A 23,274-nucleotide genomic window follows, 5' to 3' on the forward strand; every position below is an offset into this window, starting at 1 on the left:
AGTAGAGAACCCAAATCTTTGATTTGGTGTGAATCACTTAGTTAGGCAAACGGGAGTATTCATAATCGTTTGGAGACAGACAAAAAGTAAATTATAGCATGACCCATTAGCTCAGTTGGTAGAGCATCTGACTTTTAATCAGGGTGTCGGGCGTTCAAGTCGCCCATGGGTCACCAATTTCTAAATTTAGCCGCAGATGATGCGGTTTTTTTGCTTTTTTGAATTAGCAAGCATAAAAAGGCTGAAATATTCCATGATATTATAGAAAAAATACAGTTAAAAATTAGACGATTCCATTTTAATTTCTTCTTAAAGTGATATAATTACTCGGTAATATTAAATGAATATAAAGACATCAAGAAAAGGAGGCATTTTAATGGAAAATATTTTAAATATGAATGACGGAAAACTAAGGATTATTCAAGAAACAGTTCCCGGTAAGCAAGTAACATTAGCTCATATCATTGCCAGCCCAGATGAAATTGTTTATAAAAAACTGGGCTTGAATCCCAGTGTTGATTATCAGAAAGCAGCGATCGGGATACTGAGTATGACACCATCAGAAATATCGGTGATTGCCGGAGATTTAGCTATAAAAACATCGGTTATTGATTTGGGGTTTATTGATCGATTCAGTGGTACGCTGATGTTTACCGGGAGAATATCAGAGGTGGAGTCTGCGATCACAACGATTTTAACTTATTTGCAAAACACCTTGAAATTTACAATTTGTGAGATTACAAAAACCTGAGAGTGAAGGCATAACATGAAAAAAATGATATTAGTCGGTCGAAGTGAATGTGGAAAAACAACATTACGACAAGCCTTAAAAGGAAAAGAGATTCGTTACGAAAAAACCCAGTATGTCAATCATTATGATGTAGTGATTGATACCCCAGGGGAATATGCAGAAACGAAAGGTTTAGCTAGAGCATTAGCCTTGTATTCTTATGAGGCGGATGTGGTAGCTCTTTTAATTAATGCAACGGAGCCTTATTCGCTTTATCCGCCATGTATTACTCCCGTTGCAAATCGACCCTGTATTGGTGTGGTTACTCAGATTGATGCCTCTGGCGCTGATGTGGAACAGGCAGTGAGTTGGCTGGAATTAGCTGGATGTGATACGATTTTTAGAGTAAGCTCTTATACTGGTGAAGGTATTTGGGAAATCCTTGATTATCTCAAAGATGAAGGTGATATCTTGCCCTGGGATAAGAAATCAGAAGCTGAAAAACCTAGAAATGTCATATCAACTAAAATGATGTAGCAATAAAACCTTTTAGGTAATTGCGAAACTAATTATAAAAACTGACGTAAATAAGCTATTCCAAATCAATTTTGGATAAATATAAGCTGATTTGGTGAGGAGCTGTATAAATATACTATACAAGAAATGACTTATCCAAGGGATTTATTGAGTTTTGCAAACACCTAATAAAACCTTTTAGCTGGAGGATGGAACACTAATGAAAATTGAATTGCAAGAACAAAATGCTTGCAGAATGATGAATTAATTGTTATAATAGTACCGTTGCGGAAGTGGCTCAGTGGTAGAGCACTGGCTTCCCAAGCCGGGGGTCGCGAGTTCGAATCTCGTCTTCCGCTCCATATTAAGATAATAGTGGCATTGAATCAGGAGTGTAAAGTTGCAAATAGCGATTTTACGCTCTTTTAACGGATTAAAGCGAAATATTAGGAATCTTTTAAAATCGCATTGAATAAATAAAAAAGTCGAAAAAAGTTCCGAAACGGGTTGACAAAACCTACGTATTTTGTTATTATAATCAGGCACGTTACAGATACAACAATTGCTTTAGCGGATGTGGCGGAATTGGCAGACGCGCTAGACTTAGGATCTAGTATCGAATGATGTATGGGTTCAAGTCCCTTCATCCGCACCATTTATAAGCGGAAGTGGCTCAGTGGTAGAGCATCGCCTTGCCAAGGCGAGGGTCGCGAGTTCAAATCTCGTCTTCCGCTCCAAAATTTAATAAATCTGAATCGGTTGGGTATTTATCCCAATCATTCTTTTTTAATCTACTTATGTGCGCCCATAGCTCAATTGGATAGAGTGCCTGGCTTCGAACCAGTAGGTTGGGGGTTCGAGCCCCTCTGGGCGTACCATAAACGTGCTTAAACAGTCATTCGTGGCTGTTTTTTATTTACGCAAAAGAAGATGTAAATGAGATTAAGAGAAATCAGACAAAATCAGAATAGGAAAATAAAATGAAATCAGAAATCAGCATTAACAAAGCAATCTTGCATGTATTGGACACCAACGCAAACATCCCGGTGTTATCGGATATGCTCCTGAACATGACCGTAACAGTGAAAGAATATGTGGAAAAGCATGTGGAAAGATCAATAAAAGATCCGGAGATCAAACGGACTGTCTTTCGGACGGGCAGTCCTTTTAAAGACCGGATTATTGATTACAAGAATAATCCCCACGAGCTTGTTCGGATTAGTTCGGAAATATCCCAGCTATTTTTTGAATATATGCAAGAAAACATCGAAATACCATCTGCCGATCTGGTTTTTGTGGATTTTAATGTCGAGCATGAAACTTATTTGGGCATATTCAAGTTTAATTATAAGCAGGGTTATATTCACTATGTGAATACTGACAAAGGTCTGACCAATGATATTCTGGTTCAACCCTGTGTACTGCCAACAGAAAGTCAGAAACTGGATGAATTCATTCTCATTAATCTGGCTTGTGATGAGGTTCTGATCAAGGAAAAGAAGTATCCAATCAATAATGAGAAAGATTATTATATTTCCAATCAATTAGTTTTCTGTGAGCCGGCGATATCGGAAAAAGAGGCCTATGACATTATCGATAAAACAGTCAAAGAAGTGATTGTCAGAGAATATGGCGGTGATTATCAAAAGCTCAATGCCGCTAAAACAGTGCTGGCTGATGATTATGAAACCGAAAGCGAAATCGACGTGGACAATCTGGCTAAAACGGTTTTTGACGGGGATTCGACCATTCAGGAGCGGTTCAGGTCGTCCTTGGAAGAAAAAGGGCTCTACGAAAAAAAGATCCCGGTCACCCCGAATATTGAAAAGAAGATCTTTGGCAAACAAAAATTTATTACCGATACGGGCATTGAAATCAGTATTCCGATGGACCAGCTGAAGCGAAATGATATCATTGAGTTTAAAAATAATCCGGATGGTACCATCTCCGTGGAAATCAAGAATATTGGACTGCTAAACCAGAAATAAATAGTCGCTTCGTTAACCGGAGGGCACTTTTGCAATGATGAATCATAAATGTGGAAGGAAGAATTTTATGAAGACGAAAAAAGCATTTAAATTAATCAGAAAAAACACCTTTATCTCGTGTATTCCATTGATCAGTGCCAATCGCGATGAATTAATAGCTGATGTTGAAGTGGGAGTGGCAAATGGTTGTGATTTTCTGGAGTGGCGTCGCGATCATTTCATGGTGGGGGAACGGCTCACGGCGGAAGAAGAACAGGATTTGTTAGTTGATATAAAAACAAGAATGCCCGATCAGGGACTTATTTATACTTATCGCAGTCATCTGGAGGGCGGCGTTTGTGAAACCGCAGATGAAATCCGGACAGCCGCAATCATTGCAGCGATAAAAAGTAACCGGGTCGACTATGTGGACGTGGAACTTAATAGCGAGCCGGCTTTTCTGGAGCGGATTACAGGGGCTTTAAAAGCAAGTGAAAGCCAATGGCTGGTTTCTCATCATAACTTTGAAAAGACCCCGACTACAGAGGAAATAAACGCTGTTTTTAGAGCCATGGAAGCGGCCGGCGGCGATGTCCTAAAACTGGCAGTGATGCCGCAGTCAATGGATGACGTCCGCCACCTGATCCAGGCCACCCTCACTTACAACGAAAAATCCCAGAAGCCGATGATTGCCATTGCGATGGGATCATTGGGGTCAATAACCCGAATAGCACCTGATTTGTGCGGCGGTTCCCTGACCTTTGCGGCGGGAGCCGGGAAAACAGCGCCTGGTCAGCTCAGTCTGGAAGAAATAATCGACTTACGAAAAAGAATGGCTCTGATATAAATATCAGAGCTATTTTTTTTCGATGATAGGGAAATCAAGATCCTTAATACCCCAGTCAATGGGCTCAATTCCCTGGGCCTTCAGCAGGTCGTTTGCTTTGGAAAAAGGTCGACTGCCGAAAAATCCCCGGTGGGCTGACAATGGACTAGGGTGGGGTGAGGTGATAATCGGATGTCGGGGGTTGGTAATCAGGGCTTTTTTGTTTTGAGCATCGCGACCCCAGAGAATAAAAATAACCGGTTCGGCCCGGGTGTTCAATCGTTCAATGATCCGGCTGGTGAAAATCTCCCAACCGGCATTGCGATGGGAACCGGCTTCACCGCCCCGGACGGTCAGAACGGCATTGAGCAGTAGTACCCCTTGCTCAGCCCAGGCAGTTAAACAGCCATGGCTGGGAATCGGGCAGCCCAAATCGGCTTCCAGTTCTTTGTAGATGTTAAGCAGTGAAGGGGGGATCGAAACCCCGGGTTTGACAGAAAAAGCCAGGCCATGAGCCTGGCCTGGTCCATGATAGGGGTCCTGGCCGATAATACAAACCTTGGTTTTTGATAATGGCGTTAAGTGAAAGGCATTAAAAATTTCATCCATCGGCGGATAGACCACCCGACTTCGATATTCTTTAATTAAAAAAAGTCGCAGGTTTTGATAATAGTCAGTTTTGATTTCCTGTTGAATGGGCTCTTCCCAATCGTTATTAAAATGAATTGGCATGGTTGCGTTCTCCTATGCATTGGTTTTATCGTGTATGATCTCTTGATTATACACTATAAAAGCAGGTTTTCAACCCGGATTTTTATTTCCATAAAAGAGGGATTATGTTATAATGGATAAAGTATACAATATTATGAGTGCATTGAGAGGGCGTATGAGTAAGATTATTTTAAAAGCTCGAGCAAAGGTCAATCTATCCTTGGATGTGACCGGGATCAGGGAAGATGGCTATCATGAAATGAGGATGATTAATCATTCCATCGAACTGGCTGATGTACTGACCTTTTACCCTCGGGAGCAAGGAATTGTGTTGACTTCCAATGAGCACACCATTCCCCTGGATGAGAGAAATCTGGTCATCAAAGTGGCCCTAAAACTTCAAAACCAATTCACGATTAAACGAGGCGCCAAGATTCATCTGGAAAAAAGAATTCCCGCTCAGGCAGGTCTGGCGGGTGGTAGCAGCGATGCTGCCGCAGCTTTAAAAGGGCTAAATACCTTATGGCAACTGGGACTCTCGCAGTCGGAACTTTTGAAAATTGCGGTTACCATTGGAGCAGATGTTCCCTATTGTTTGGTTGGTGGTACGGCTCTGGTGGAAGGAATCGGAGAAAAGATTACACCCATTGGCGATTTAAGAAAGATGACGATTCTGGTCGTGAAACCGGATATTGATATCGCTACCCCCTGGGCCTTTAAAAAACTGGATAATTCAATCATAAAAAAACACCCGGATATCTCGGCGCTTATGGCATTGCTAAAACAAGATGCTTATCATGAGCTTAACGAGGTCGTCGGAAACGTTTTTGAAGCCGTTGCCTTTGCAGATTATCCTGAAATAGCAGCGATCAAAAAAGAAATGCTGGCTACGGGAGCACTGGCGTCGATCATGACCGGTAGTGGTTCCACGGTTATTGGATATTACGCGGACTGGGAATTAGCAGTAAAAATGTGGCAGCAATTTAAAGAAATATACCCCCTGTGTTTTTTGAGTAAAACGGAGGAAAGTGGAGGAGAAAATTATGTGGAGTGAAAAAAAAGGCTTAAGCCTCGATATAAGTTCTTGCAAGCCGCTGCGAGAAATCGTTTTTGAAACCATTCGTTGCGCCATTATTACTGGTGAACTTCAGCCGGGACAACGCTTAATGGAGGTTCAACTGGCAGAGCAAATGGGTGTCAGCAGAACACCGGTGAGAGAATCAATCAGAAAACTTGAACTCGAAGGACTGGTAAAAATGGTGCCACGAAAGGGCGTTTATGTGACGCCAATGTCAGTTAATGACCTCAAAGAAATGATGGAAATCCGCCGGGCGCTGGAAGGTCTGGCGGCGGAGTTGGCGGCCATGAATGCTACAAAAGACGAAATTAGCCGGCTTTATGAAGCCAATGAGTTATTTGGGGAGTCCGCTTTGCATAATGACGAAGAGGGGATCATTAAACACGATATGCATATTCATGAGACCATTTATAGGGCATCGAAAAATGTAAAATTGCAAACGATGATTAACAGCCTGCGGGAACAGATGCAGCGGTTTCGGGCCGAGTATGTGCATCGGATTGAAGATAAAACGCCGCTGGTGAATCAGCATATGGAAATTATCCGGCAAATTGAAAAGGGTGCGTGTAAAAAAGCCAATCTTGCCGCCTGCGACCATATTTTTACCACCGGCGATAGCATGCTTGGTTTGTTGAAAAAAACAGAGTAACGAAAGATAAAAAACGCTTCCCTGAAAAAATGATTTGTTATTTTTAGGGAAGCGTTTTGATTAAAGTGGATTGCGGGAAGCAAACTTTACTCTAGAGTGCCGAAATCATTGTTCTCTAAGAAATTTTTATTATTAAATAATGCCAGAACAAGAATGATGCTACCGCATACCACAAAAACATCGGCGAAATTAAAAATGGCAAATTTAATCATTCGAAAATCAAGGAAATCTACCACAAAATCAAGGCGTAGCCGGTCCAGTAAATTACCAGCAGCACCACCAATGATAAAGGCAAGCGAGCCATTAATGACGCGATTTTCTTTGATGTTGGGTATTTTGATTAAGAAGTAAATGAGTACACCAAGAAAAACCAGGGTCATAATAATTAAAAATATCTGCATGTTAGTAAACAGACTAAATGCTGCACCGGTGTTTTCGATATAGGTTAAATGAAAAACATTTGGGATCAGCGGTAGACTGTCAAGGGGTTTTATATGTGCAATGACCAGGTATTTTGTATACTGGTCCAGGAAAATAACAAAAAGGATAATAGCGATATAAATCATGGTTGCTCCTAAACAAATAATTAAGTATATGAAAATATTATGATAGTTTTCTCTAAAAGACAAGGAAAACTTTAATACATGGCGATTTTATTTTAGTTTAATCATAATTTAAGAATCTGTTTGAAACTTCTTTAAATTATTCTGGTAAAATGTTAAGATATAATTCGAGCTTATAACAGTACTGGAGGGGCATTTGAAATTTAAAATTGATCTCGAACTTGTAAAAAAATATAGCTACTTTTTGGTTGGTGTGCTGATTCTGGTTCTGATTTACAAACTATTGGATAATTTTGGCGTGGTGACGGCAACTGTTGGCGGATTTATTACCAGAACGCTGGAAGTATTGAGGCCTATTTTAGTGGGCGTAGTGCTGGCGTATTTTTTGTTTAAACCAATGCGGGGAATTGAAAAGTTCATTTTTAAGACCATTCCTAAAAGTCGGGACAAAGCCGGAGCGATTCGACTGATTTCGATCCTGATCGTCTATGCGATCACCATTGTACTGATTGTCTTGTTTTTTTATGCAACCATTCCATCAGTGGTAGAAAGTTTGACGGGGTTGATTTCTCAAACGCCGGAGTATTTAATCACCATTGATAATTATCTGGGTGAAAGCCTGGCCAATGGCGGCGCTGCCCAGGATATTTTAGCGGAGCTTAAGTTTACCATTGACAGTCTTCAAAGTATGACGACCAGGGATATAATAAACGAGATTGCATCATATTTTGGAACAAATCCGGATTCCATAATAAATATTGGGAATTTTGCCTTCGTCTTTTTAAAAGGAACCATCGGGTTTATTATTTCTTTCTTTATTGTGTTTTTTGTGGGGCTATATCTGATGCTGGATAAAGAAAAAATTAGTGAACAGGTGGACCGTTTTGCCAAAGCGGTGATGAATAAAACCTTATACAACGGTTCCCACTGGGCGATCCTGACCATCGATGAAATTTTTTACAAATATTTTACCGGAAAAATACTTACTTCGATGTTAATTGGATTTCTTTTCTATTTGGGAATGTTGGTGATCGGTGTCGATTATGCTCCCTTATTCGGCGTTATTGTGGCGATTACCAATGTGATTCCTTATTTCGGTCCCATTATCGGAGCAGTTCCGGCTGTTATCATTACCTTAATTGATGAACCGGTTAAGGCGCTTTGGGTCGGGATCTGGATTTTGGTTGTACAACAGTTTGACGGGAATGTTTTAGCCCCCAATGTGCTGGGGAAAATTGTCGAACTCAATCCCTTTTGGGTGTTGTTCTCTGTCATAGTCGGAGGCAGTCTCTTCGGCATTCCGGGCATGTTTGTGGCGATCCCGATGTTTGCCGTAATTAAGGTCTTTTTTGAAGAAGGCTTAACACGCTGGGAACAAAAAAAAGAACTGCTCGAGAAACCGCTTGAATAATCAGCTAAATAAAAATGTGCATAATTGCTGGGGGAAACCCCATTGAAAAAGGAAAGGACACAGATTGATGGAAAGTGTATTTGACGTATTGCAGGAGCGGGGGTTTATCGAACAGTGCACCCACGAAGAGGAAATTAAAAAACTATTGGCGGAGGAATCCGTTTCATTTTATATTGGTTTTGATCCGACGGCGGACAGTCTTCACATCGGACATTTCATTCAGATTATGGTAATGGCCCACATGCAACGGCATGGACATCGTCCGATTGCCCTAATCGGGGGTGGAACCACCATGATTGGCGATCCTTCTGGCCGAACCGACATGCGTCAGGTGATGACAGCAGAACGGATTGTAGAAAATGGTGAAAAATTCAAGCGTGTGTTTGAAAAGTTTTTGACCTTTGAAGATGATAAGGCCGTGATGCTTAATAATGCCGAGTGGCTACTGCCTCTAAACTATATCGAATTTTTGCGGGAAATTGGGGCACATTTTTCAGTGAATCGGATGCTGACTGCCGATTGTTATAAATCGCGGCTGGAAAAAGGGCTGACCTTTTTAGAATTCAATTATATGTTGCTCCAGGCTTATGATTTTTACGTCTTACATCAAGAACAGGGCTGTAAGATGCAGTTCGGCGGAAATGATCAGTGGTCCAACATCATTGCCGGAGTTGAATTGGTCCGGCGCAAAGATGCTAAACAGGTTTTCGGAATGACCTTCTCCCTGTTGACGACCAGTGAAGGGATCAAAATGGGGAAAACCGCTAAAGGTGCCTTATGGCTGGATCCGGAAAAAACATCGCCCTATGAATTTTATCAATACTGGCGAAACATTGCCGATGCCGATGTCGAAAAATGTTTGGCCCTGCTGACCTTTATTCCGATGGACGAGGTGCGTCGGCTGGGAGCACTTAAAGACTCAGAAATCAACCGGGCCAAGGAAATTCTGGCTTACACGGTCACTGAAATTATTCACGGCTCGCAAGCCGCACAGGAAGCTCAAAATGCGGCCCGGAAGCTTTTTGGCGGTGACCAGGGCGATGCCGAGATACCAAGCGTAGAACTATCAAAGGCTGAACTGGGAGCAGGTATGGATATTCTTGCTTTGTTAGAAGTCGCCAAACTGATTCCTACCCGCAGTGAGGGACGGCGCTTAATTAAACAGGGCGGAGTTTTGCTAAATAGCGAAAAAGTAACAGACTTTAAGCTGTTGGTAACCCCGACAGCTTTTAAAGACGGAAGAATTGTCCTGAAAAAGGGCAAAAAAGCATTCAAGCAAATTAATCTTGTATAGAAGGTGATCAGATGATTAGTTCAAAACCAGTTAGAGGTACAAGGGATATTCTACCCGAGGAAGCAAAAATCCGGGATCGCCTGGAACAGCAGATATTGGCAGTCTATCGCGCGCATGGATTTAGTCGGATTGAAACCCCGGTAATGGAAAATCTGGAATTGCTTTTGGGCAGTGACGGGGGCGAAAACTTAAAAATGCTTTTTACCGTTTTAAAACGCGGTGAAAAGCTCAACTTAAATCCCGATGCCAGTGTTTTAGATCTTTGCGATATGGGACTGCGCTTTGATCTCACCCTGCCCCTGAGTCGTTTTTATTCAAATAATCAGGAAGTGTTAGAAACGCCGTTTAAGGCCATTCAGATCGGTAACGTCTTTCGGGCAGAACGGCCCCAGAAAGGACGATTCCGGGCATTTAAACAGTGCGACATCGATATTATCGGCGATCCAACCGTTTCGGCCGAGATTGAGTTGATCGACACCACCGCAAAAGCACTGCTGGCGATCGGTTTTTCGGGGTTCACCATTAAAGTGAATCATCGCCAGCTACTTAGTGAGGTCATTATAAAGGCCGGGTTTGCAGCAGACCAGGTTGGGTCGGTCTGTATTTCGCTGGATAAAATGGATAAGATCGGAGCCGCTGGGGTAACTGGCGAATTGTTGGAAAAGGGACACGAGCAGCAAAAAGTGAACCAGCTGATGGCCTGTGTTACCGGCATCAATCTCGATAATTTGGAAAAGTGGGTGGAAGATGCTGCTTCAATTGGGGACCTGACCCAGGTGATAAGTACTGTCAAAACGCTGGCCAAAGAGCAATTTGATGTTGTTTTTGACTTTTCATTGATCCGGGGCATGGGCTATTATACCGGTCTGATCTTTGAAGTCAGTTACGGACTCTATGGGTATTCCATTGCCGGCGGCGGTCGTTATGATAACATGATTGGGAAGTACAACAAGGTTTCGGTGCCAGCAGTTGGCTTTTCGATTGGCTTCGAACGAATTATTTCAATTCTCATGGAAGAACAGCAAGATGCCCGACAAATCGACCCGGCTATTATTCTGTTCTACGACGCACAAATCAATAACATGGGAGCTGTCATCGGTGTAGCTGACTGTTGGCGGAACGAAGGTTATCGGGTGAATCTGGTAGCCATGAAGAAAAAATTTGGCAAGCAGATCGCAGCCTGGGATAACGGCCAGTATGAAGGCTTTTTGGTATTTGGCCGGGATGAAGAAATCAAGAAATTTTAAAGATTTAGTTTTTATTACCTAAAACACCGGTATGCCTCGGTCATGCCGGTGTTTTGTTGTCATTTTTTGATTGTGATGCGAAACTATTTAAGAATAAAGTGAAATCTTATGTTATAATGTAATATTGATAGTTAGAAGTAGGATCAAAAATAACGATAAAGGATAAATAAATGTCGAAAATAGTAAATTTAATTGCCACGGTTGCGTTTGGAATCGAAAGTGTGGTAAAGGACGAAATAAAAAAACTGGGCTATGAGGTAACGGAAGTTGAGAATGGAAAAATTCGTTACGCTGGCCCTTTAGACGCTATTCCCCGATCAAATCTGTGGCTGCGCTGTGCTGACCGGGTACTACTGGAGATTGGCCGATTTAAGGCCGAAACCTTTGATGAATTGTTTGAGAAAACAAAGGCCCTGCCCTGGGAAAACTGGATCCCTGTTGACGGAGAATTTCCGGCGGCTAAAATCACCAGCGTCAAATCGACCTTGTTTAGTAAATCGGACGGGCAGCGGATTGTCAAAAAGGCGGTGGTGGAACGGTTAAAATCGAAGTATCATGTCGAATGGTTTGAAGAAAGTGGTGGCAAGTATCCCATTCATATTCAAATTCTCAAGGACGAGGTGACCCTGTCCATTGATACGAGTGGCTCCGGTCTTAACAAGCGCGGGTACCGTCAGTACGGAAATGAGGCGCCGCTTAAAGAAACCATTTCAGCAGCCCTGGTTTATCTATCAAGGTGGCGCCCGGAGCGTGTTTTTCTGGACCCCCTGTGCGGTTCCGGAACGATTGTTATTGAAGCGGCGTTAATTGGCAAAAACATAGCTCCGGGCCTGAAACGGGATTTTATTTCTGAAACCTGGGACGCCATTCCGGCGGAACTGTGGGAACAGGCCAGACAGGAAGCTCGCGATGCCATTAATGACAAAGAATTTTTGTTGCTGGGATCGGACTGTGATGCCGATGCCTTAAAACAGGCCCGAACCAATGCTGAGCTGGCCGGGGTCGCGGATCTGGTTGCTTTTCAGAAACTGCCGGTTCAATCCATTTCCACCAAGAAAAAATACGGGGTCATTATTACCAACCCGCCTTATGGGGAGCGAATTGGTGAAGAAAAAGAAATTCAGCGTTTGTATCGGGATATGGGTAAGGTTTTTCGAAGTCTGGAAGATTGGTCCTATTTTATTATTACCGGTTATGAAAAGTTTGAGAAATTCTTTGGTGAAGCATCAACCAAAAACAGAAAACTCTATAATGGTGACATTAAGACCCATTATTACCAATATTATGGCCCGTTGCCACCGCGGAAACGAAAACCAGAGGACGTAGCAGAAGTCTTAAACAATACAGAAATAACTGAATAATAGCGTAAATAATGCAGGAATCGATTTATCAAGAGATAAATCAAGAAAAAATAAAGAATAGGTGAAAAGATGAAACGAGTATCAAATAGTCGATCGAACAGCACTAAGACCAGTGATAAGCCCAGAGGCAGAAAAAGTGACAACGCGCCAAAAGATGATAAAAAACCCCGCAAGTTTGAAGAACGCGGTGCCAGGGATGATAAAAAGTCCCGCAAATTTGATGCGCGTGGTCCTAAAGAAGAACGGGGACCCCGTCGTTTTGACGAGCGTAAACCGCCCCGCAAACAGGAGCGATTTAATCGTGAAGATGATGGCGTAACCGAAGAAACATTTGTAATCGTGGGGAAAAACCCGGTGATGGAAGCACTGCGTTCTGGTCAGGAAATTGACAAGCTGCTGATCTTAAAAGACAATACCGACCATGTCCTTAAAAAAATTACTGATATGGCCAAAAAGCAAAACATTATTATCCATTCTGTTGAAAAAGCGAAACTGGAGTATCTGGCCGATGGTCAGGTTCATCAGGGGATTGTAGCACTGATGGCACCATTCCCCTACAGTGATCTTCAGGATATCCTAAGTCATGCCAAGGCCAAGGGGCGTGACCCCTTCATTGTCATTTTGGATCATCTCACTGATCCCCACAATCTGGGGGCGATTATCCGGAGTGCTAATGTTTGCGGTGCTGACGGGGTGATCATTCCCAACCGTCGATCGGCTTCTTTGACCGCCGTTTCGGTTAAGGCTTCCTCCGGGGCGGTATCTCACACCCCGATAGTTAAAGTGACCAATCTCAGCCAGACAATTGATGAGCTAAAGAAAAAAGGGTTCTGGATCATGTCTACCGATATGAAGGGAAATCCTTATTATAAAGCAGATTATAAGGGGTCTCTGGCCATTGTTATCGGTAACGAAGGCGTTGGAATCAGCGAAAAAGTAAAGAAACAATGCGATTTTTCGGTTTCTATTCCAATTCATGGCGAAATCGAATCCTTTAATGCTTCAGCAGCTGCAGCGATCATTTTTTCAGAGGCTGCCAAACAACGGTTTCAATGAAAACTATATTAATTGTGGATGGCTATAATGTCATCCACGGTTCAGAGGATTTAAAACGCCTTTCAGAAATAGAACTGGAAGAAGCACGCGTCAAGTTGATTAGTGATTTAAATGGCTACAGCGGATTCAAAGGATGGGAAACCATCCTTGTTTTTGATGCCTATTTGCAACAATCGCTGGAAAAACGGGAAGAGTTGGTGGGGCGAATTAAGGTGGTTTTTACCGAAAAGAATAAAACTGCCGATACGTACATTGAAAAACTGGTTTACAGCCTGCCGAAAGCCTACAGCGTCCGGGTGGTGACATCGGATTTTACCTTGCAGCAAATGGTGATGGCCAGCGGAGCCGAGCGGATTCCAGTGCGGGAGCTGATCCAGGATATGGAAGCAGTTGTCAAAAAATTTCGTGATGATAAGAAGAAAAGTGTCAAAAAACAAGGGCTTAAGCTCAGTGACTTTATGGATGCGGAGACCCTGGATCAATTTAATAAAATGCGCGTTAAAGAATGATGCGAGGATAAGATGAGCGAGCCTGGAAATGAAAAACGATCAGAATTAGAAATAGTAAAGACAGCCCAACAAGGCGACAAGGCTGCCGAAGAATTTTTGCTGGAAAAATACCGCAAAAACGTACTGATCCGGGCCCGATCCTACTATCTGGTGGGGGGAGATAATGAAGATCTGATCCAGGAGGGGATGATGGGGTTACTCAAAGCCATCTGGAATTTTCGCCCCGACCGGGAAGTTCAATTCTCGACCTTTGCCAATCTCTGTATTGAACGTCAAATCCAAACCGCCATCAGTTCAGCCAATCGACAAAAGCATCTACCACTGAATAATTCGGTGTCCATCTATGCTGCAGTTTCAGAAGAGGAGCCGCAACATCGTATTCTTGACCGGTTGGCCGCCAAAAAAAGTGTTGAGCCTGGGGTAGAACTAATCAAAGCAGAAGAGCTGGAGCAGTTAATAATTGATGTTAAACGCGAATTGTCTGCTTTTGAAAAAAAAGTGCTTGCCTATTTCATTCAGGGAGCCTCCTATTATGAAATATCCAGGATGTTGGACTGCAGCAATAAGTCTGTTGACAATGCATTACAGCGAATCCGAAAAAAAATAGGCAAAAAAATATGAAAAACGGTTGACAAAAAAGCAAAAACAAACTATCATAGAGAAGCTGAATTAATAAACACGTGGGAGAATGCCCGAGTGGCTAAAGGGGGCGGACTGTAAATCCGTTGACAACGTCTACGATGGTTCGAATCCATCTTCTCCCACCATTTTATTATAAGCCCTCATAGCTCAGTAGGTAGAGCACCACCATGGTAAGGTGGGGGTCTCCGGTTCAAATCCGGATGAGGGCTCCATTTTTATATCACAAATTAAATTTGACATAGTAGTAACACGATAATTTTTAGATTTGTAAGGAGAATACAATGGCAAAGTCAAAATTTGAAAGAAATAAGCCCCATGTAAATGTTGGAACAATTGGTCACGTCGATCATGGTAAAACGACATTAACAGCGGCAATCACATCGGTACTTAATAAGCGCTTTGGAACAGGGGAAGCCGTTGCATTTGAAAACATCGATAAAGCCCCAGAAGAAAGAGAACGTGGGATCACGATTTCAACCGCTCACGTAGAATATGAAACAGCAGTACGTCACTATGCTCACGTTGACTGCCCGGGCCATGCCGATTATGTTAAGAACATGATTACCGGTGCTGCTCAAATGGACGGCGCGATCCTGGTTGTTAGCGCTGCCGATGGTCCAATGCCACAGACCCGTGAACATATCCTGTTAAGCCGTCAGGTAGGCGTACCATACATCGTTGTTTTCTTAAACAAAGTCGATATGGTCGATGACGAAGAATTACTGGAATTAGTTGAAATGGAAGTGCGTGAACTGCTTGACGAATATGAATTCCCAGGCGACGATACACCAATCATTGCCGGATCGGCCTTAAAAGGTCTGGAAGATCCCGATGGCCCATGGGGTGACAAGATTGTTGAACTGATGACTGCTGTTGACGAATGGATTCCTGATCCTGTTCGTGATACTGAAAAACCATTCCTGATGCCAGTCGAAGATGTTTTCTCAATCACCGGCCGTGGTACCGTCGCAACTGGACGGATCGAACGTGGGATTGTTAAAGTCGGTGAAGAAGTTGAAATTGTCGGTATTCACGATGTTCGCAAAACAGTCGTAACCGGAATCGAAATGTTCCGTAAATTACTGGACGAAGGACGATCAGGGGATAACGTTGGGGCATTACTGCGTGGTGTTGACCGAACTCAAATCGAACGTGGACAGGTACTGGCTAAGCCCGGTTCCATCAAACCACATACCCACTATATGTCAGAAGTATATGTCTTAACCAAAGAAGAAGGCGGACGTCATACCCCATTCTTTGACGGCTATCGACCACAGTTCTACTTTAGAACAACGGATGTAACAGGTGTTATCAAATTACCAGAAGGTGTTGAAATGGTTATGCCAGGGGATAACGTGCAAATGGAAATCACCCTGATTACCCCAATCGCCATCGAAGAAGGTTTACGTTTCGCGATTCGTGAAGGCGGTCGTACCGTTGGTTCTGGTGTTGTAGCTAAAATGCTGGCGGACTGAAGCTGAGTCTGATTTTAAAAAGTCAAACCGTCCTTGCGAGGGCGGTTTTTTTACTTGCGTATTGTTAAAGTTTAAAGATAGTGGTAAAATAGTAACTTAGAGAAATTGCTGATTTTAGATCGATTAGTAAAAAATTGCTGGCTGCAATTTAGAAAGAAGTGAGAAATGATTAGACTCTTAGTTGATAGTATGTGCGATCTGCCAAAAGACTTTGTGAATCATCCCAGTCTGGATATGGTTTCGCTGAATGTTATTATTGAAGGGGTGGTCTACCGGGATAAACGGGAAATTGATCTGGACGGCATGAACAAGTCTATGAAACAAGGAATTGTTCCGACCACGTCTCAGGTCAATCCGGGGGACTTCATGGAATACTTTGAAAACTGTGCCAAAAACAATATCGAGTGCCTCTATCTTGCGTTTACCTCAAAACTATCAGGGAGCTATGAAACGGCTGGTCTGATTTTAAAAGAGGTGAAGGAAAAATACCCCGATTTCAAGTGCCGAATCGTTGACAGTCTCCACAGCGGCGGCAGCATTGGTTTGATCGCAGTGGAACTGCTAAAACTGATTGACCAGGAAAAAGATCTGAATTATCTGGCTGATGCAGCAGTGAAGTTCATTCCTCATGCTCATTTTTATTTTAGTATTGAAGATCTCAACTGGCTGTACATGGGTGGTCGGGTATCCAAGGGTACAGCAGTCGTCGGTGGTTTCTTAAAAATTCATCCGATCGTATCGGTGGAAGATGGCGAACTAAAAATTATTGGTAAGTCTCGAGGAACAAAAAAAGCCCAAAAGACGATTATTGATAAGACGGCAGAAAATATTGTGGGATATCTGGATCAAAACGTTGGCATTGCCTATACCGGGTCGATGAAGCCGGTCGAAGATTATGAAGCGGCACTTCGCCTGATGGGTGTTAAGCATATCGAGCCTGTTCCGATTGGATGTGTTCTGGCAGCCCATCTGGGTCTTCAGGGAACAGGGATTTACTTTCTGGACACACCGCCGGACGAAATATTGAAGTAAGAAAAAAATAAAATCATTGTTAAATTAAAAAAAACGCTTGCCAAGGGCGTTTTTTTCTTGTATAATGTGAAAGGTTGACACTCTGCGATGAAGTGAGAGGTTGCTGTCGCCTTAGACAGGTTTTTCCCATGGAGTATGTCACGATCTTTGAATCGGACGACAACCACTCAAAATCAAGTATTTTCGGCAAAATGATCCGTCATTTTGCTAAAAAAAATAATGATGAAACACCCGGATGGGTTGACGAGTGGTTGGAGTACCTAAATGACGAGTAAAAATTGATAAGGAGGTAAAATTTAGGTATGGCAAAACAAAAGATTAGAATCAGATTAAAAGCGTTTGATCACAAGTTACTCGATCAATCCGCTGAACGAATTGTTGAAACAGCAAAGAGAACAGGTGCGAGCGTATCTGGTCCAGTGCCACTGCCAACAGACAAAGAAATCATTACGATTCTTCGAGCAGTGCACAAGTATAAGGATTCCAGAGAGCAATTTGAAATGCGCACACACAAACGGTTAATTGACATTTTAAACCCAACACCAAAAACCGTAGACGCATTAATGCGATTGAACTTACCAGCAGGCGTTGATATAGAAATCAAACTATAGACCCCATTGGTATTATGATTGCACAGCAATCCAATGATATTTAGGAGGAAATAATGAAAAAAGCAATTATCGGACGAAAAATTGGGATGACCCAGATTTTCACAGACAACGGAACGGTTATTCCAGTTACCGTGGTAGAAGCAGGACCTTGCGTTGTGCTTCAAAAGAAAACCATCGAAACAGATGGGTATGAAGCACTCCAATTAGCATTTGGCGAAGTTAAAGAACGACGCATGACCAAACCGCTAAAAGGTCACTATGACAAAAATAGTGTCGATTATAAAAAAGTAATCCGGGAATTCAAACTTGATGATTATGCAAGTTATGAAACTGGTCAATTAATTCAGGCTGAGCTGTTTGAAGCTGGTGATCGCGTTGACATTTCGGGAACATCAAAGGGTAAGGGGTTCCAGGGGGTTATTAAACGACATAACCAATCCCGAGGACCAATGGCTCATGGTTCCAAATATCACCGTCGACCAGGTTCCATGGGAGCATCTTCTTCGCCTTCAAGAGTATTCAAAGGCAAGAAACTTCCTGGCCAAATGGGAAACAAAAATGTAACTGCGGTTAATTTGGAAGTTGTTAAAGTCGATGCAGAAAACAATGTGCTCTTAATCAAGGGCGCGGTACCAGGCATTAGAGGAGCACTTGTTACAATTAAAAGCAGCGTTAAAGCATAAAAAAATCAAGCCTGAAAGGAGGAAATCAAATGCCTAAAATTGACGTTTTAGATGTAAAAGGAAATGTTGTTGGTGATGTCGAATTAAGCGAAGGAATCTTCGGAATCGAACCCAACGAACACGTAGTACATGAAGTAGTGGTTGCACTGCTTGCAAATAGACGACAGGGAACACGTTCCGCCTTGACTCGATCCGAAGTCCGTGGCGGTGGTCGTAAACCCTGGAGACAAAAAGGAACAGGCCGGGCTCGTGCCGGTACCATCCGATCTCCATTGTGGAAGGGCGGCGGTGTGATCTTTGCACCAAAATCAAGAGACTATAGCAAAAAGGTTAACAAAAAAGTTAAAGCTTTAGCGATGAAGTCGGTATTTTCAGCAAAGGCTCAGGAAAATGAACTGCGGGTCTTAAATCAATTGGTGATGGATGCTCCAAAAACCAAAGAAATGATTGCTGTGCTGAACAATATCAATGCTCAAAAAGCCTTGATTGTACTTCCGGAAAACAACGAAGCAATTATCCGTTCCGCAAACAATATTCCAAAGGTTGCAACAACGACGGTCAGTGAATTAAACGTATATGATATGTTGAAATATGACGTGTTGATCATGACTCAGGAAGCATTACAAAAAATTGAGGAGGTATACGCATAATGAAAAATCCTCGCGATATTATTATCAAGCCAGTTATTACCGAACGTAGTATGGCCGATGCCGAAGAAAAAAAATTCACCTTTAAAGTGGATAAAAGAGCGAATAAAATTGAAATTAAAAATGCCGTTGAAGTCATATTTGGTGTTGAAGTTGAAAAAGTGAGCACTATGAATATGAAAGGCAAACTCAAAAGAACCGGACGTTTCGTTGGTCGACGATCAGATTGGAAAAAAGCAATCGTGAAATTAACACCTGGAAGTAAGGGTATCCAATTCTTCGAAGGCGTATAAGCGAACAAACGAGACTACAACCCGAGAAGCATACAAAAAAAGGAGGTAGCGATTAATGGGTATTAGAAAGTATAAACCAACGTCCCCGGGACGTCGAAATATGAGCGTCAATACATTCGAGGAAATCACCAAGCATGAACCCGAAAAGGCTTTATTAAAGCCCCTTAAAAAACATGCCGGTCGTAACGCATATGGCCGTATTACCGTTAGACATCATGGTGGTGGAGCAAAAAGAAAATACAGAATTATTGACTTCAAAAGAAATAAAGATAACATTCCGGGAAAAATTGCCGGAATTGAATATGATCCAAACCGAAGTTCAAATATAGCACTGGTTCACTATGCAGATGGTGAAAAACGTTATATTATTGCACCACTTAAGTTAAAGGTCGGCGATGTTATTTTCTCTGGACCAGAATCAGATATTACCATTGGTAACTGTTTGCCACTTCAAAACATTCCTGTTGGTACAACGGTTCACTGTGTCGAACTAAAAAATGGTAAAGGTGCTCAAATGGTTCGTTCCGCCGGCGCCAGCGCTCAGCTGATGGCTAAAGAAGGAAATTACGCAACACTGCGATTGCCTTCCGGTGAAATGAGACTCGTGAGAATTGAATGTCGAGCAACCATTGGTCAGGTTGGAAATTTGGATCATCAGCATGTCCGTATTGGTAAAGCTGGTCGTAAACGTCATATGGGCATCCGCCCAACGGTTCGTGGTTCAGTAATGAATCCATGTGACCATCCACACGGTGGTGGTGAAGGACGTGCTCCAATTGGACGTTCTGGCCCAGTTACGCCTTGGGGTAAACCAACCCTTGGTTACAAGACACGTAAGAAAAACAAACCTTCCGATAAATATATCGTAAGATCACGAAATAAAAAATAAGCTAAAAACCATAAGATAACGAACCGAGAGGAGGTTGAATAATGGGTAGATCATTAAAAAAAGGACCTTTTTGTGACGAAAAGTTACTTAAACGCATTGAAGCAATGAATGATAAAGGTGAAAAGAATGTGCTAAAGACCTGGTCGAGAAGCTCGACACTTTTCCCACAAATGGTAGGACACACCATCGCCGTTCATGATGGCAGAAAACATGTTCCAGTTTATGTTACTGAAGATATGGTCGGACACAAACTTGGAGAGTTTGCGCCAACCAGAACCTTTAGAGGTCATGCTGGGGAAAAGAAATCTAAATTAAGATAGCCAGAAGGAGGTATACGAATGGAAGCAAGAGCGACAGCTAAATATGTACGTGTTTCATCCAGAAAGGCTAAATTAGTGGCTGATTTAATTCGAGGCAAAAGTCTTGGAGAAGCATTAAGTATTCTAGCATTAACACCAAATAAAGCAGCTAAAATAATTGACAAAGTTGTAAAATCTGCTTTAGCAAATGCTGAAAATAATTTCAACATGAACCCTGAGAACTTATATATCGATCAGATTTATGCCAATCAGGGTCCGACATTAAAACGATTCAGAGCGGGTGCACAGGGACGAGCAACAATTATCAGAAAACGATCGTCTCATATTACAGCCGTATTAAAAGAAAAAGAGTAAGGAGGGCATAGATGGGTCAAAAAGTCAATCCTCACGGATTAAGAGTTGGCGTTATTAAGGACTGGAATGCAAAATGGTTTGCTAACAACAAGGATTTTGCTGATTGTTTAATAGAAGATTACGATATTCGTAAATATATAAAAGTAAACCAATACCAGGCGGGCATTTCTAAAATTGTCATCGAACGTTTTGGTAACAAGGTAAAGATTCATATCTATACAGCAAAACCAGGGATGATTATTGGTCGTGGCGGTGCAGGTATCGATGCGTTACGTCTTGAACTTGAAAAAATGACCAAGAAAACCGTTTTTATCAACATTGTTGAAGTTAAGAACGTCGATATGGATGCTCAATTAGTGGCTGAAAACATTGCCGCTCAGCTGGAACGACGAATTTCCTTCCGACGAGCAATGAAACAAACCATGCAGCGAACCATGAGAGCAGGCGCCAAGGGAATTAAAACTGCTGTTGCAGGCCGTTTAAACGGAGCTGAAATGGCACGAAACGAACATTACGCCCAAGGTCAAGTTCCCCTTCAAACCCTCCGAGCTGATATTAGCTATGGCTTTGCCGAAGCGGATACCACCTATGGTAAACTCGGTGTCAAGGTTTGGGTTAATAAGGGCGAAATTTTAACTGGACGCGAAGATATTTTAGCGGTAACCGCTGAAGATGACGCTAAAGCGAAAAAAAGTGCACCGCGCCGAAAAGCTCCTACTAACAGGACAGAAAACTAAGAGAGGAGGCCAACGCATATGTTAATGCCTAAACGTGTAAAACGTAGAAAACAACATAGAGGTCGTATGAAAGGAAAAGCCCTTCGTGGTAATAAGATTACCTACGGAGATTTCGCTATTCAAGCATTGGAGCCAGCATGGATTACTGCTAATCAGATCGAAGCTGCCCGTGTTGCGATGACCAGATATATTAAAAGAGGTGGCCAGGTTTGGATTAAAATATTCCCTGATAAACCGGTCACGCAAAAACCAGCAGAAACTCGAATGGGTTCCGGTAAAGGGTCTCCAGAGTATTGGGTTGCAGTGGTAAAACCAGGCAGAGTCATGTTTGAGATCGCTGGAATTTCTGAGGAAGTAGCTCGGGAAGCCATGCGTCTTGCTCAACATAAATTGCCAATCAAAACGAAGTTTATCACTCGTAAAGATCAGGAAGCACAAGAAGTGGGTGATGAAGCATGAAACCAAGTGAATTAAGAGAATTAACAACGCTAGAGCTTGAAGCAAAATTGGGTGATCTGAAAGAAGAATTATTCAACCTTCGATTTCAACATGCGACAGGCCAGTTGGAAAACCCAATGCGGATCAAAGAAGTTAAGAAGACTTATGCACGGATTAAGACAATTATCCAGGAACGTGCCATGAAGTCGGATGAAGCATAATAAACCAATAGATAAGGAGGTTTAGCTTATGGAAGAAAGAGGTTACAGAAAAAGTCGAATCGGTAAAGTAACCAGTGATAAAATGGATAAAACCGTTGTTGTTGCTGTGGAAAGTTTTGTAAAACATCCGCTTTACTCAAAACGAGTGAAACACACTGTAAAGTTCAAAGCCCATGACGAACAAAACGAATGTAATATCGGTGATACCGTTAAAATAATGGAAACAAGACCACTCAGCAAAGACAAACGCTGGAGATTAGTAGAAATCGTAGAAAAAGCACTATAAGTCAATGTGCGGAAGGAGGTATTTCGGATGATTCAACAAGAAACGAGACTGAAAGTAGCAGATAATACCGGTGCAAAGGAATTACTGTGCATCCGAGTTCTCGGGGGTTCCGGTCGACGATATGCAAATATCGGAGACATCATCGTGTGTGCTGTTAAAAGTGCTGCACCCGGTGGCGATGTTAAAAAGGGCGACGTTGTAAAAGCGGTTGTCGTTAGAACAAAAAGCGGAATTAGAAGAGATGATGGCAGTTACATCAAATTTGATCAGAATGCAGCGGTTCTTATAAAAGATGATAAAAACCCAAAAGGTACCCGTATTTTTGGACCTGTCGCAAGAGAGTTAAGGGACAAGAAATACATGAAAATCGTATCTTTGGCTCCTGAAGTACTTTAAGGAGGAAATGAAAGATGCATATTAAAAAAGATGATATCGTAATGGTAATTTCCGGTAAGGACAAAGGAAAAAAGGGAAAAGTGATTCAGTCTTATCCTAAAGATGGAAAAGTCCTTGTGGAAAATGTAAACATGGTAACGAAGCACCAGAAACCGACTCAACAAGTACAGCAAGGCGGAATAATCCGTCAAGAAGGTGCACTTGAGGCTTCTAATGTGTTACTTTATTGTGAAAAATGTGATAAAGGTGTCAGAACCGGACAAAAAGTTTTAAATGACGGAAAAAAAGTCAGATTTTGTAAAAAATGTAATGAAACATTTAGTAATTAATTT

The 23,274-nt window shown here is 42.2% G+C and carries 30 protein-coding genes and 7 tRNA genes; 35 read left to right on the forward strand and 2 right to left on the reverse strand.

Annotated elements, in window-relative coordinates:
• Nucleotides 1-100: 100 nt before the first annotated feature.
• From ACIZ62_RS03230 to aroD, 9 genes are all read left to right on the forward strand, one after another.
• A tRNA-Lys gene (locus tag ACIZ62_RS03230) sits at nucleotides 101-176 on the forward strand.
• Between the two features lie 200 nt (nucleotides 177-376).
• Nucleotides 377-751, forward strand: a complete 375-nt coding sequence (locus ACIZ62_RS03235; RefSeq protein WP_111887972.1) for a BMC domain-containing protein — start codon at nucleotides 377-379, stop codon at nucleotides 749-751.
• A 15-nt stretch (nucleotides 752-766) separates the two neighbouring features.
• Nucleotides 767-1,267 carry a EutP/PduV family microcompartment system protein gene (locus ACIZ62_RS03240; protein ID WP_111887971.1) on the forward strand — a complete coding sequence of 167 codons (501 nt, stop codon included), beginning with the start codon at nucleotides 767-769 and terminating at the stop codon, nucleotides 1,265-1,267.
• A 266-nt stretch (nucleotides 1,268-1,533) separates the two neighbouring features.
• Nucleotides 1,534-1,608, forward strand: a tRNA-Gly gene (locus ACIZ62_RS03245).
• 208 nt (nucleotides 1,609-1,816) lie between these two features.
• Nucleotides 1,817-1,901, forward strand: a tRNA-Leu gene (locus ACIZ62_RS03250).
• A gap of 7 nt (nucleotides 1,902-1,908) precedes the next feature.
• A tRNA-Gly gene (locus tag ACIZ62_RS03255) sits at nucleotides 1,909-1,983 on the forward strand.
• 64 nt (nucleotides 1,984-2,047) lie between these two features.
• Nucleotides 2,048-2,124: transfer RNA gene (locus tag ACIZ62_RS03260), tRNA-Arg, on the forward strand.
• 102 nt (nucleotides 2,125-2,226) lie between these two features.
• Entirely contained in the window at nucleotides 2,227-3,234 is a 1,008-nt protein-coding gene (locus ACIZ62_RS03265) for a nucleoid-associated protein (RefSeq protein WP_414151207.1), read from the forward strand.
• A 67-nt stretch (nucleotides 3,235-3,301) separates the two neighbouring features.
• Nucleotides 3,302-4,060: a type I 3-dehydroquinate dehydratase gene (aroD, locus tag ACIZ62_RS03270; RefSeq protein WP_414151208.1), complete on the forward strand. Its 759-nt coding sequence runs from the start codon at nucleotides 3,302-3,304 to the stop codon at nucleotides 4,058-4,060.
• Between the two features lie 9 nt (nucleotides 4,061-4,069).
• Here aroD and ACIZ62_RS03275 read toward each other — a convergent pair whose 3' ends face one another.
• Nucleotides 4,070-4,771, reverse strand: a complete 702-nt coding sequence (locus tag ACIZ62_RS03275) for a uracil-DNA glycosylase (protein WP_111887967.1) — start codon at nucleotides 4,769-4,771, stop codon at nucleotides 4,070-4,072.
• A 154-nt stretch (nucleotides 4,772-4,925) separates the two neighbouring features.
• Here ACIZ62_RS03275 and ispE point away from each other — a divergent pair, with 154 nt between their 5' ends.
• Both ispE and ACIZ62_RS03285 read left to right on the forward strand, forming a co-directional pair.
• Complete coding sequence (gene ispE, locus ACIZ62_RS03280; RefSeq protein ID WP_414151209.1) at nucleotides 4,926-5,804, forward strand: 4-(cytidine 5'-diphospho)-2-C-methyl-D-erythritol kinase; 879 nt, start codon at nucleotides 4,926-4,928, stop codon at nucleotides 5,802-5,804.
• Nucleotides 5,794-6,477 (forward strand): GntR family transcriptional regulator, encoded by a 684-nt coding sequence (locus ACIZ62_RS03285; protein WP_111887965.1) that lies wholly within the window; start codon nucleotides 5,794-5,796, stop codon nucleotides 6,475-6,477. The genes ispE and ACIZ62_RS03285 overlap by 11 nt, the downstream gene beginning before the upstream one ends.
• An 86-nt stretch (nucleotides 6,478-6,563) precedes the next feature.
• Here ACIZ62_RS03285 and lspA read toward each other — a convergent pair whose 3' ends face one another.
• Entirely contained in the window at nucleotides 6,564-7,043 is a 480-nt protein-coding gene (gene lspA, locus ACIZ62_RS03290; protein ID WP_414151210.1) for a signal peptidase II, read from the reverse strand.
• 193 nt (nucleotides 7,044-7,236) lie between these two features.
• Here lspA and ACIZ62_RS03295 point away from each other — a divergent pair, with 193 nt between their 5' ends.
• The 24 genes from ACIZ62_RS03295 to rplX all read left to right on the forward strand — a co-directional run bounded on the left by ACIZ62_RS03295 (nucleotide 7,237) and on the right by rplX (nucleotide 23,271).
• A complete protein-coding gene (locus tag ACIZ62_RS03295; protein ID WP_414151211.1) occupies nucleotides 7,237-8,451 on the forward strand; it encodes an AI-2E family transporter in 1,215 nt (404 codons plus the stop codon).
• A gap of 67 nt (nucleotides 8,452-8,518) precedes the next feature.
• Nucleotides 8,519-9,745 (forward strand): tyrosine--tRNA ligase, encoded by a 1,227-nt coding sequence (gene tyrS, locus ACIZ62_RS03300; RefSeq protein WP_414151212.1) that lies wholly within the window; start codon nucleotides 8,519-8,521, stop codon nucleotides 9,743-9,745.
• Nucleotides 9,746-9,756: 11 nt separating this feature from the next.
• Entirely contained in the window at nucleotides 9,757-10,992 is a 1,236-nt protein-coding gene (gene hisS, locus ACIZ62_RS03305; protein ID WP_414151213.1) for a histidine--tRNA ligase, read from the forward strand.
• A gap of 170 nt (nucleotides 10,993-11,162) precedes the next feature.
• Complete coding sequence (locus ACIZ62_RS03310; protein WP_111887960.1) at nucleotides 11,163-12,353, forward strand: THUMP domain-containing class I SAM-dependent RNA methyltransferase; 1,191 nt, start codon at nucleotides 11,163-11,165, stop codon at nucleotides 12,351-12,353.
• A 69-nt stretch (nucleotides 12,354-12,422) separates the two neighbouring features.
• Nucleotides 12,423-13,409, forward strand: a complete 987-nt coding sequence (gene rlmB / locus ACIZ62_RS03315) for a 23S rRNA (guanosine(2251)-2'-O)-methyltransferase RlmB (protein WP_111887959.1) — start codon at nucleotides 12,423-12,425, stop codon at nucleotides 13,407-13,409.
• Entirely contained in the window at nucleotides 13,406-13,918 is a 513-nt protein-coding gene (locus ACIZ62_RS03320) for an NYN domain-containing protein (RefSeq protein ID WP_414151214.1), read from the forward strand. The genes rlmB and ACIZ62_RS03320 overlap by 4 nt, the downstream gene beginning before the upstream one ends.
• A 12-nt stretch (nucleotides 13,919-13,930) precedes the next feature.
• Nucleotides 13,931-14,539, forward strand: coding sequence for a sigma-70 family RNA polymerase sigma factor (locus ACIZ62_RS03325; RefSeq protein ID WP_111887958.1), 609 nt, complete (start codon nucleotides 13,931-13,933; stop codon nucleotides 14,537-14,539).
• A 61-nt stretch (nucleotides 14,540-14,600) separates the two neighbouring features.
• Nucleotides 14,601-14,685: transfer RNA gene (locus ACIZ62_RS03330), tRNA-Tyr, on the forward strand.
• 11 nt (nucleotides 14,686-14,696) lie between these two features.
• Nucleotides 14,697-14,772 (forward strand) — tRNA-Thr (locus tag ACIZ62_RS03335).
• Between the two features lie 69 nt (nucleotides 14,773-14,841).
• The gene (gene tuf / locus ACIZ62_RS03340; protein WP_111889120.1) at nucleotides 14,842-16,035 is read left to right on the forward strand and encodes an elongation factor Tu; all 1,194 of its coding nucleotides are present in this window, start codon (nucleotides 14,842-14,844) and stop codon (nucleotides 16,033-16,035) included.
• Between the two features lie 165 nt (nucleotides 16,036-16,200).
• A complete protein-coding gene (locus tag ACIZ62_RS03345) occupies nucleotides 16,201-17,067 on the forward strand; it encodes a DegV family protein (protein ID WP_414151215.1) in 867 nt (288 codons plus the stop codon).
• A gap of 302 nt (nucleotides 17,068-17,369) precedes the next feature.
• Nucleotides 17,370-17,678 carry a 30S ribosomal protein S10 gene (rpsJ, locus tag ACIZ62_RS03350; protein ID WP_014357213.1) on the forward strand — a complete coding sequence of 103 codons (309 nt, stop codon included), beginning with the start codon at nucleotides 17,370-17,372 and terminating at the stop codon, nucleotides 17,676-17,678.
• Between the two features lie 53 nt (nucleotides 17,679-17,731).
• Complete coding sequence (rplC, locus tag ACIZ62_RS03355) at nucleotides 17,732-18,361, forward strand: 50S ribosomal protein L3 (RefSeq protein WP_414151216.1); 630 nt, start codon at nucleotides 17,732-17,734, stop codon at nucleotides 18,359-18,361.
• A 29-nt stretch (nucleotides 18,362-18,390) separates the two neighbouring features.
• Entirely contained in the window at nucleotides 18,391-19,011 is a 621-nt protein-coding gene (rplD, locus tag ACIZ62_RS03360) for a 50S ribosomal protein L4 (RefSeq protein WP_111887955.1), read from the forward strand.
• A complete protein-coding gene (gene rplW, locus ACIZ62_RS03365; RefSeq protein ID WP_111887954.1) occupies nucleotides 19,011-19,301 on the forward strand; it encodes a 50S ribosomal protein L23 in 291 nt (96 codons plus the stop codon). Before rplD ends, rplW begins: the two co-directional genes overlap by 1 nt.
• A gap of 55 nt (nucleotides 19,302-19,356) precedes the next feature.
• Nucleotides 19,357-20,190: a 50S ribosomal protein L2 gene (rplB, locus tag ACIZ62_RS03370; RefSeq protein ID WP_111887953.1), complete on the forward strand. Its 834-nt coding sequence runs from the start codon at nucleotides 19,357-19,359 to the stop codon at nucleotides 20,188-20,190.
• Between the two features lie 41 nt (nucleotides 20,191-20,231).
• Nucleotides 20,232-20,510 (forward strand): 30S ribosomal protein S19, encoded by a 279-nt coding sequence (rpsS, locus tag ACIZ62_RS03375; RefSeq protein ID WP_111887952.1) that lies wholly within the window; start codon nucleotides 20,232-20,234, stop codon nucleotides 20,508-20,510.
• 18 nt (nucleotides 20,511-20,528) lie between these two features.
• A complete protein-coding gene (gene rplV / locus ACIZ62_RS03380) occupies nucleotides 20,529-20,864 on the forward strand; it encodes a 50S ribosomal protein L22 (RefSeq protein WP_026393632.1) in 336 nt (111 codons plus the stop codon).
• Between the two features lie 11 nt (nucleotides 20,865-20,875).
• Nucleotides 20,876-21,601 (forward strand): 30S ribosomal protein S3, encoded by a 726-nt coding sequence (gene rpsC / locus ACIZ62_RS03385; RefSeq protein ID WP_070369935.1) that lies wholly within the window; start codon nucleotides 20,876-20,878, stop codon nucleotides 21,599-21,601.
• 18 nt (nucleotides 21,602-21,619) lie between these two features.
• On the forward strand, nucleotides 21,620-22,060 hold the full coding sequence (rplP, locus tag ACIZ62_RS03390; protein ID WP_204355497.1) for a 50S ribosomal protein L16: 441 nt from the start codon (nucleotides 21,620-21,622) through the stop codon (nucleotides 22,058-22,060).
• Nucleotides 22,057-22,260 (forward strand): 50S ribosomal protein L29, encoded by a 204-nt coding sequence (rpmC, locus tag ACIZ62_RS03395; RefSeq protein ID WP_111887951.1) that lies wholly within the window; start codon nucleotides 22,057-22,059, stop codon nucleotides 22,258-22,260. Before rplP ends, rpmC begins: the two co-directional genes overlap by 4 nt.
• Before the next feature lie 28 nt (nucleotides 22,261-22,288).
• Complete coding sequence (gene rpsQ / locus ACIZ62_RS03400) at nucleotides 22,289-22,546, forward strand: 30S ribosomal protein S17 (RefSeq protein WP_414151217.1); 258 nt, start codon at nucleotides 22,289-22,291, stop codon at nucleotides 22,544-22,546.
• A gap of 27 nt (nucleotides 22,547-22,573) precedes the next feature.
• Complete coding sequence (gene rplN, locus ACIZ62_RS03405) at nucleotides 22,574-22,942, forward strand: 50S ribosomal protein L14 (protein WP_026393627.1); 369 nt, start codon at nucleotides 22,574-22,576, stop codon at nucleotides 22,940-22,942.
• 14 nt (nucleotides 22,943-22,956) lie between these two features.
• Nucleotides 22,957-23,271 carry a 50S ribosomal protein L24 gene (rplX, locus tag ACIZ62_RS03410; protein ID WP_111887949.1) on the forward strand — a complete coding sequence of 105 codons (315 nt, stop codon included), beginning with the start codon at nucleotides 22,957-22,959 and terminating at the stop codon, nucleotides 23,269-23,271.
• Nucleotides 23,272-23,274: the final 3 nt, after the last annotated feature.

It is taken from the genome of Acetobacterium carbinolicum, assembly GCF_047456275.1.
Classification (GTDB): Bacteria; Bacillota; Clostridia; order Eubacteriales; family Eubacteriaceae; genus Acetobacterium; species Acetobacterium carbinolicum.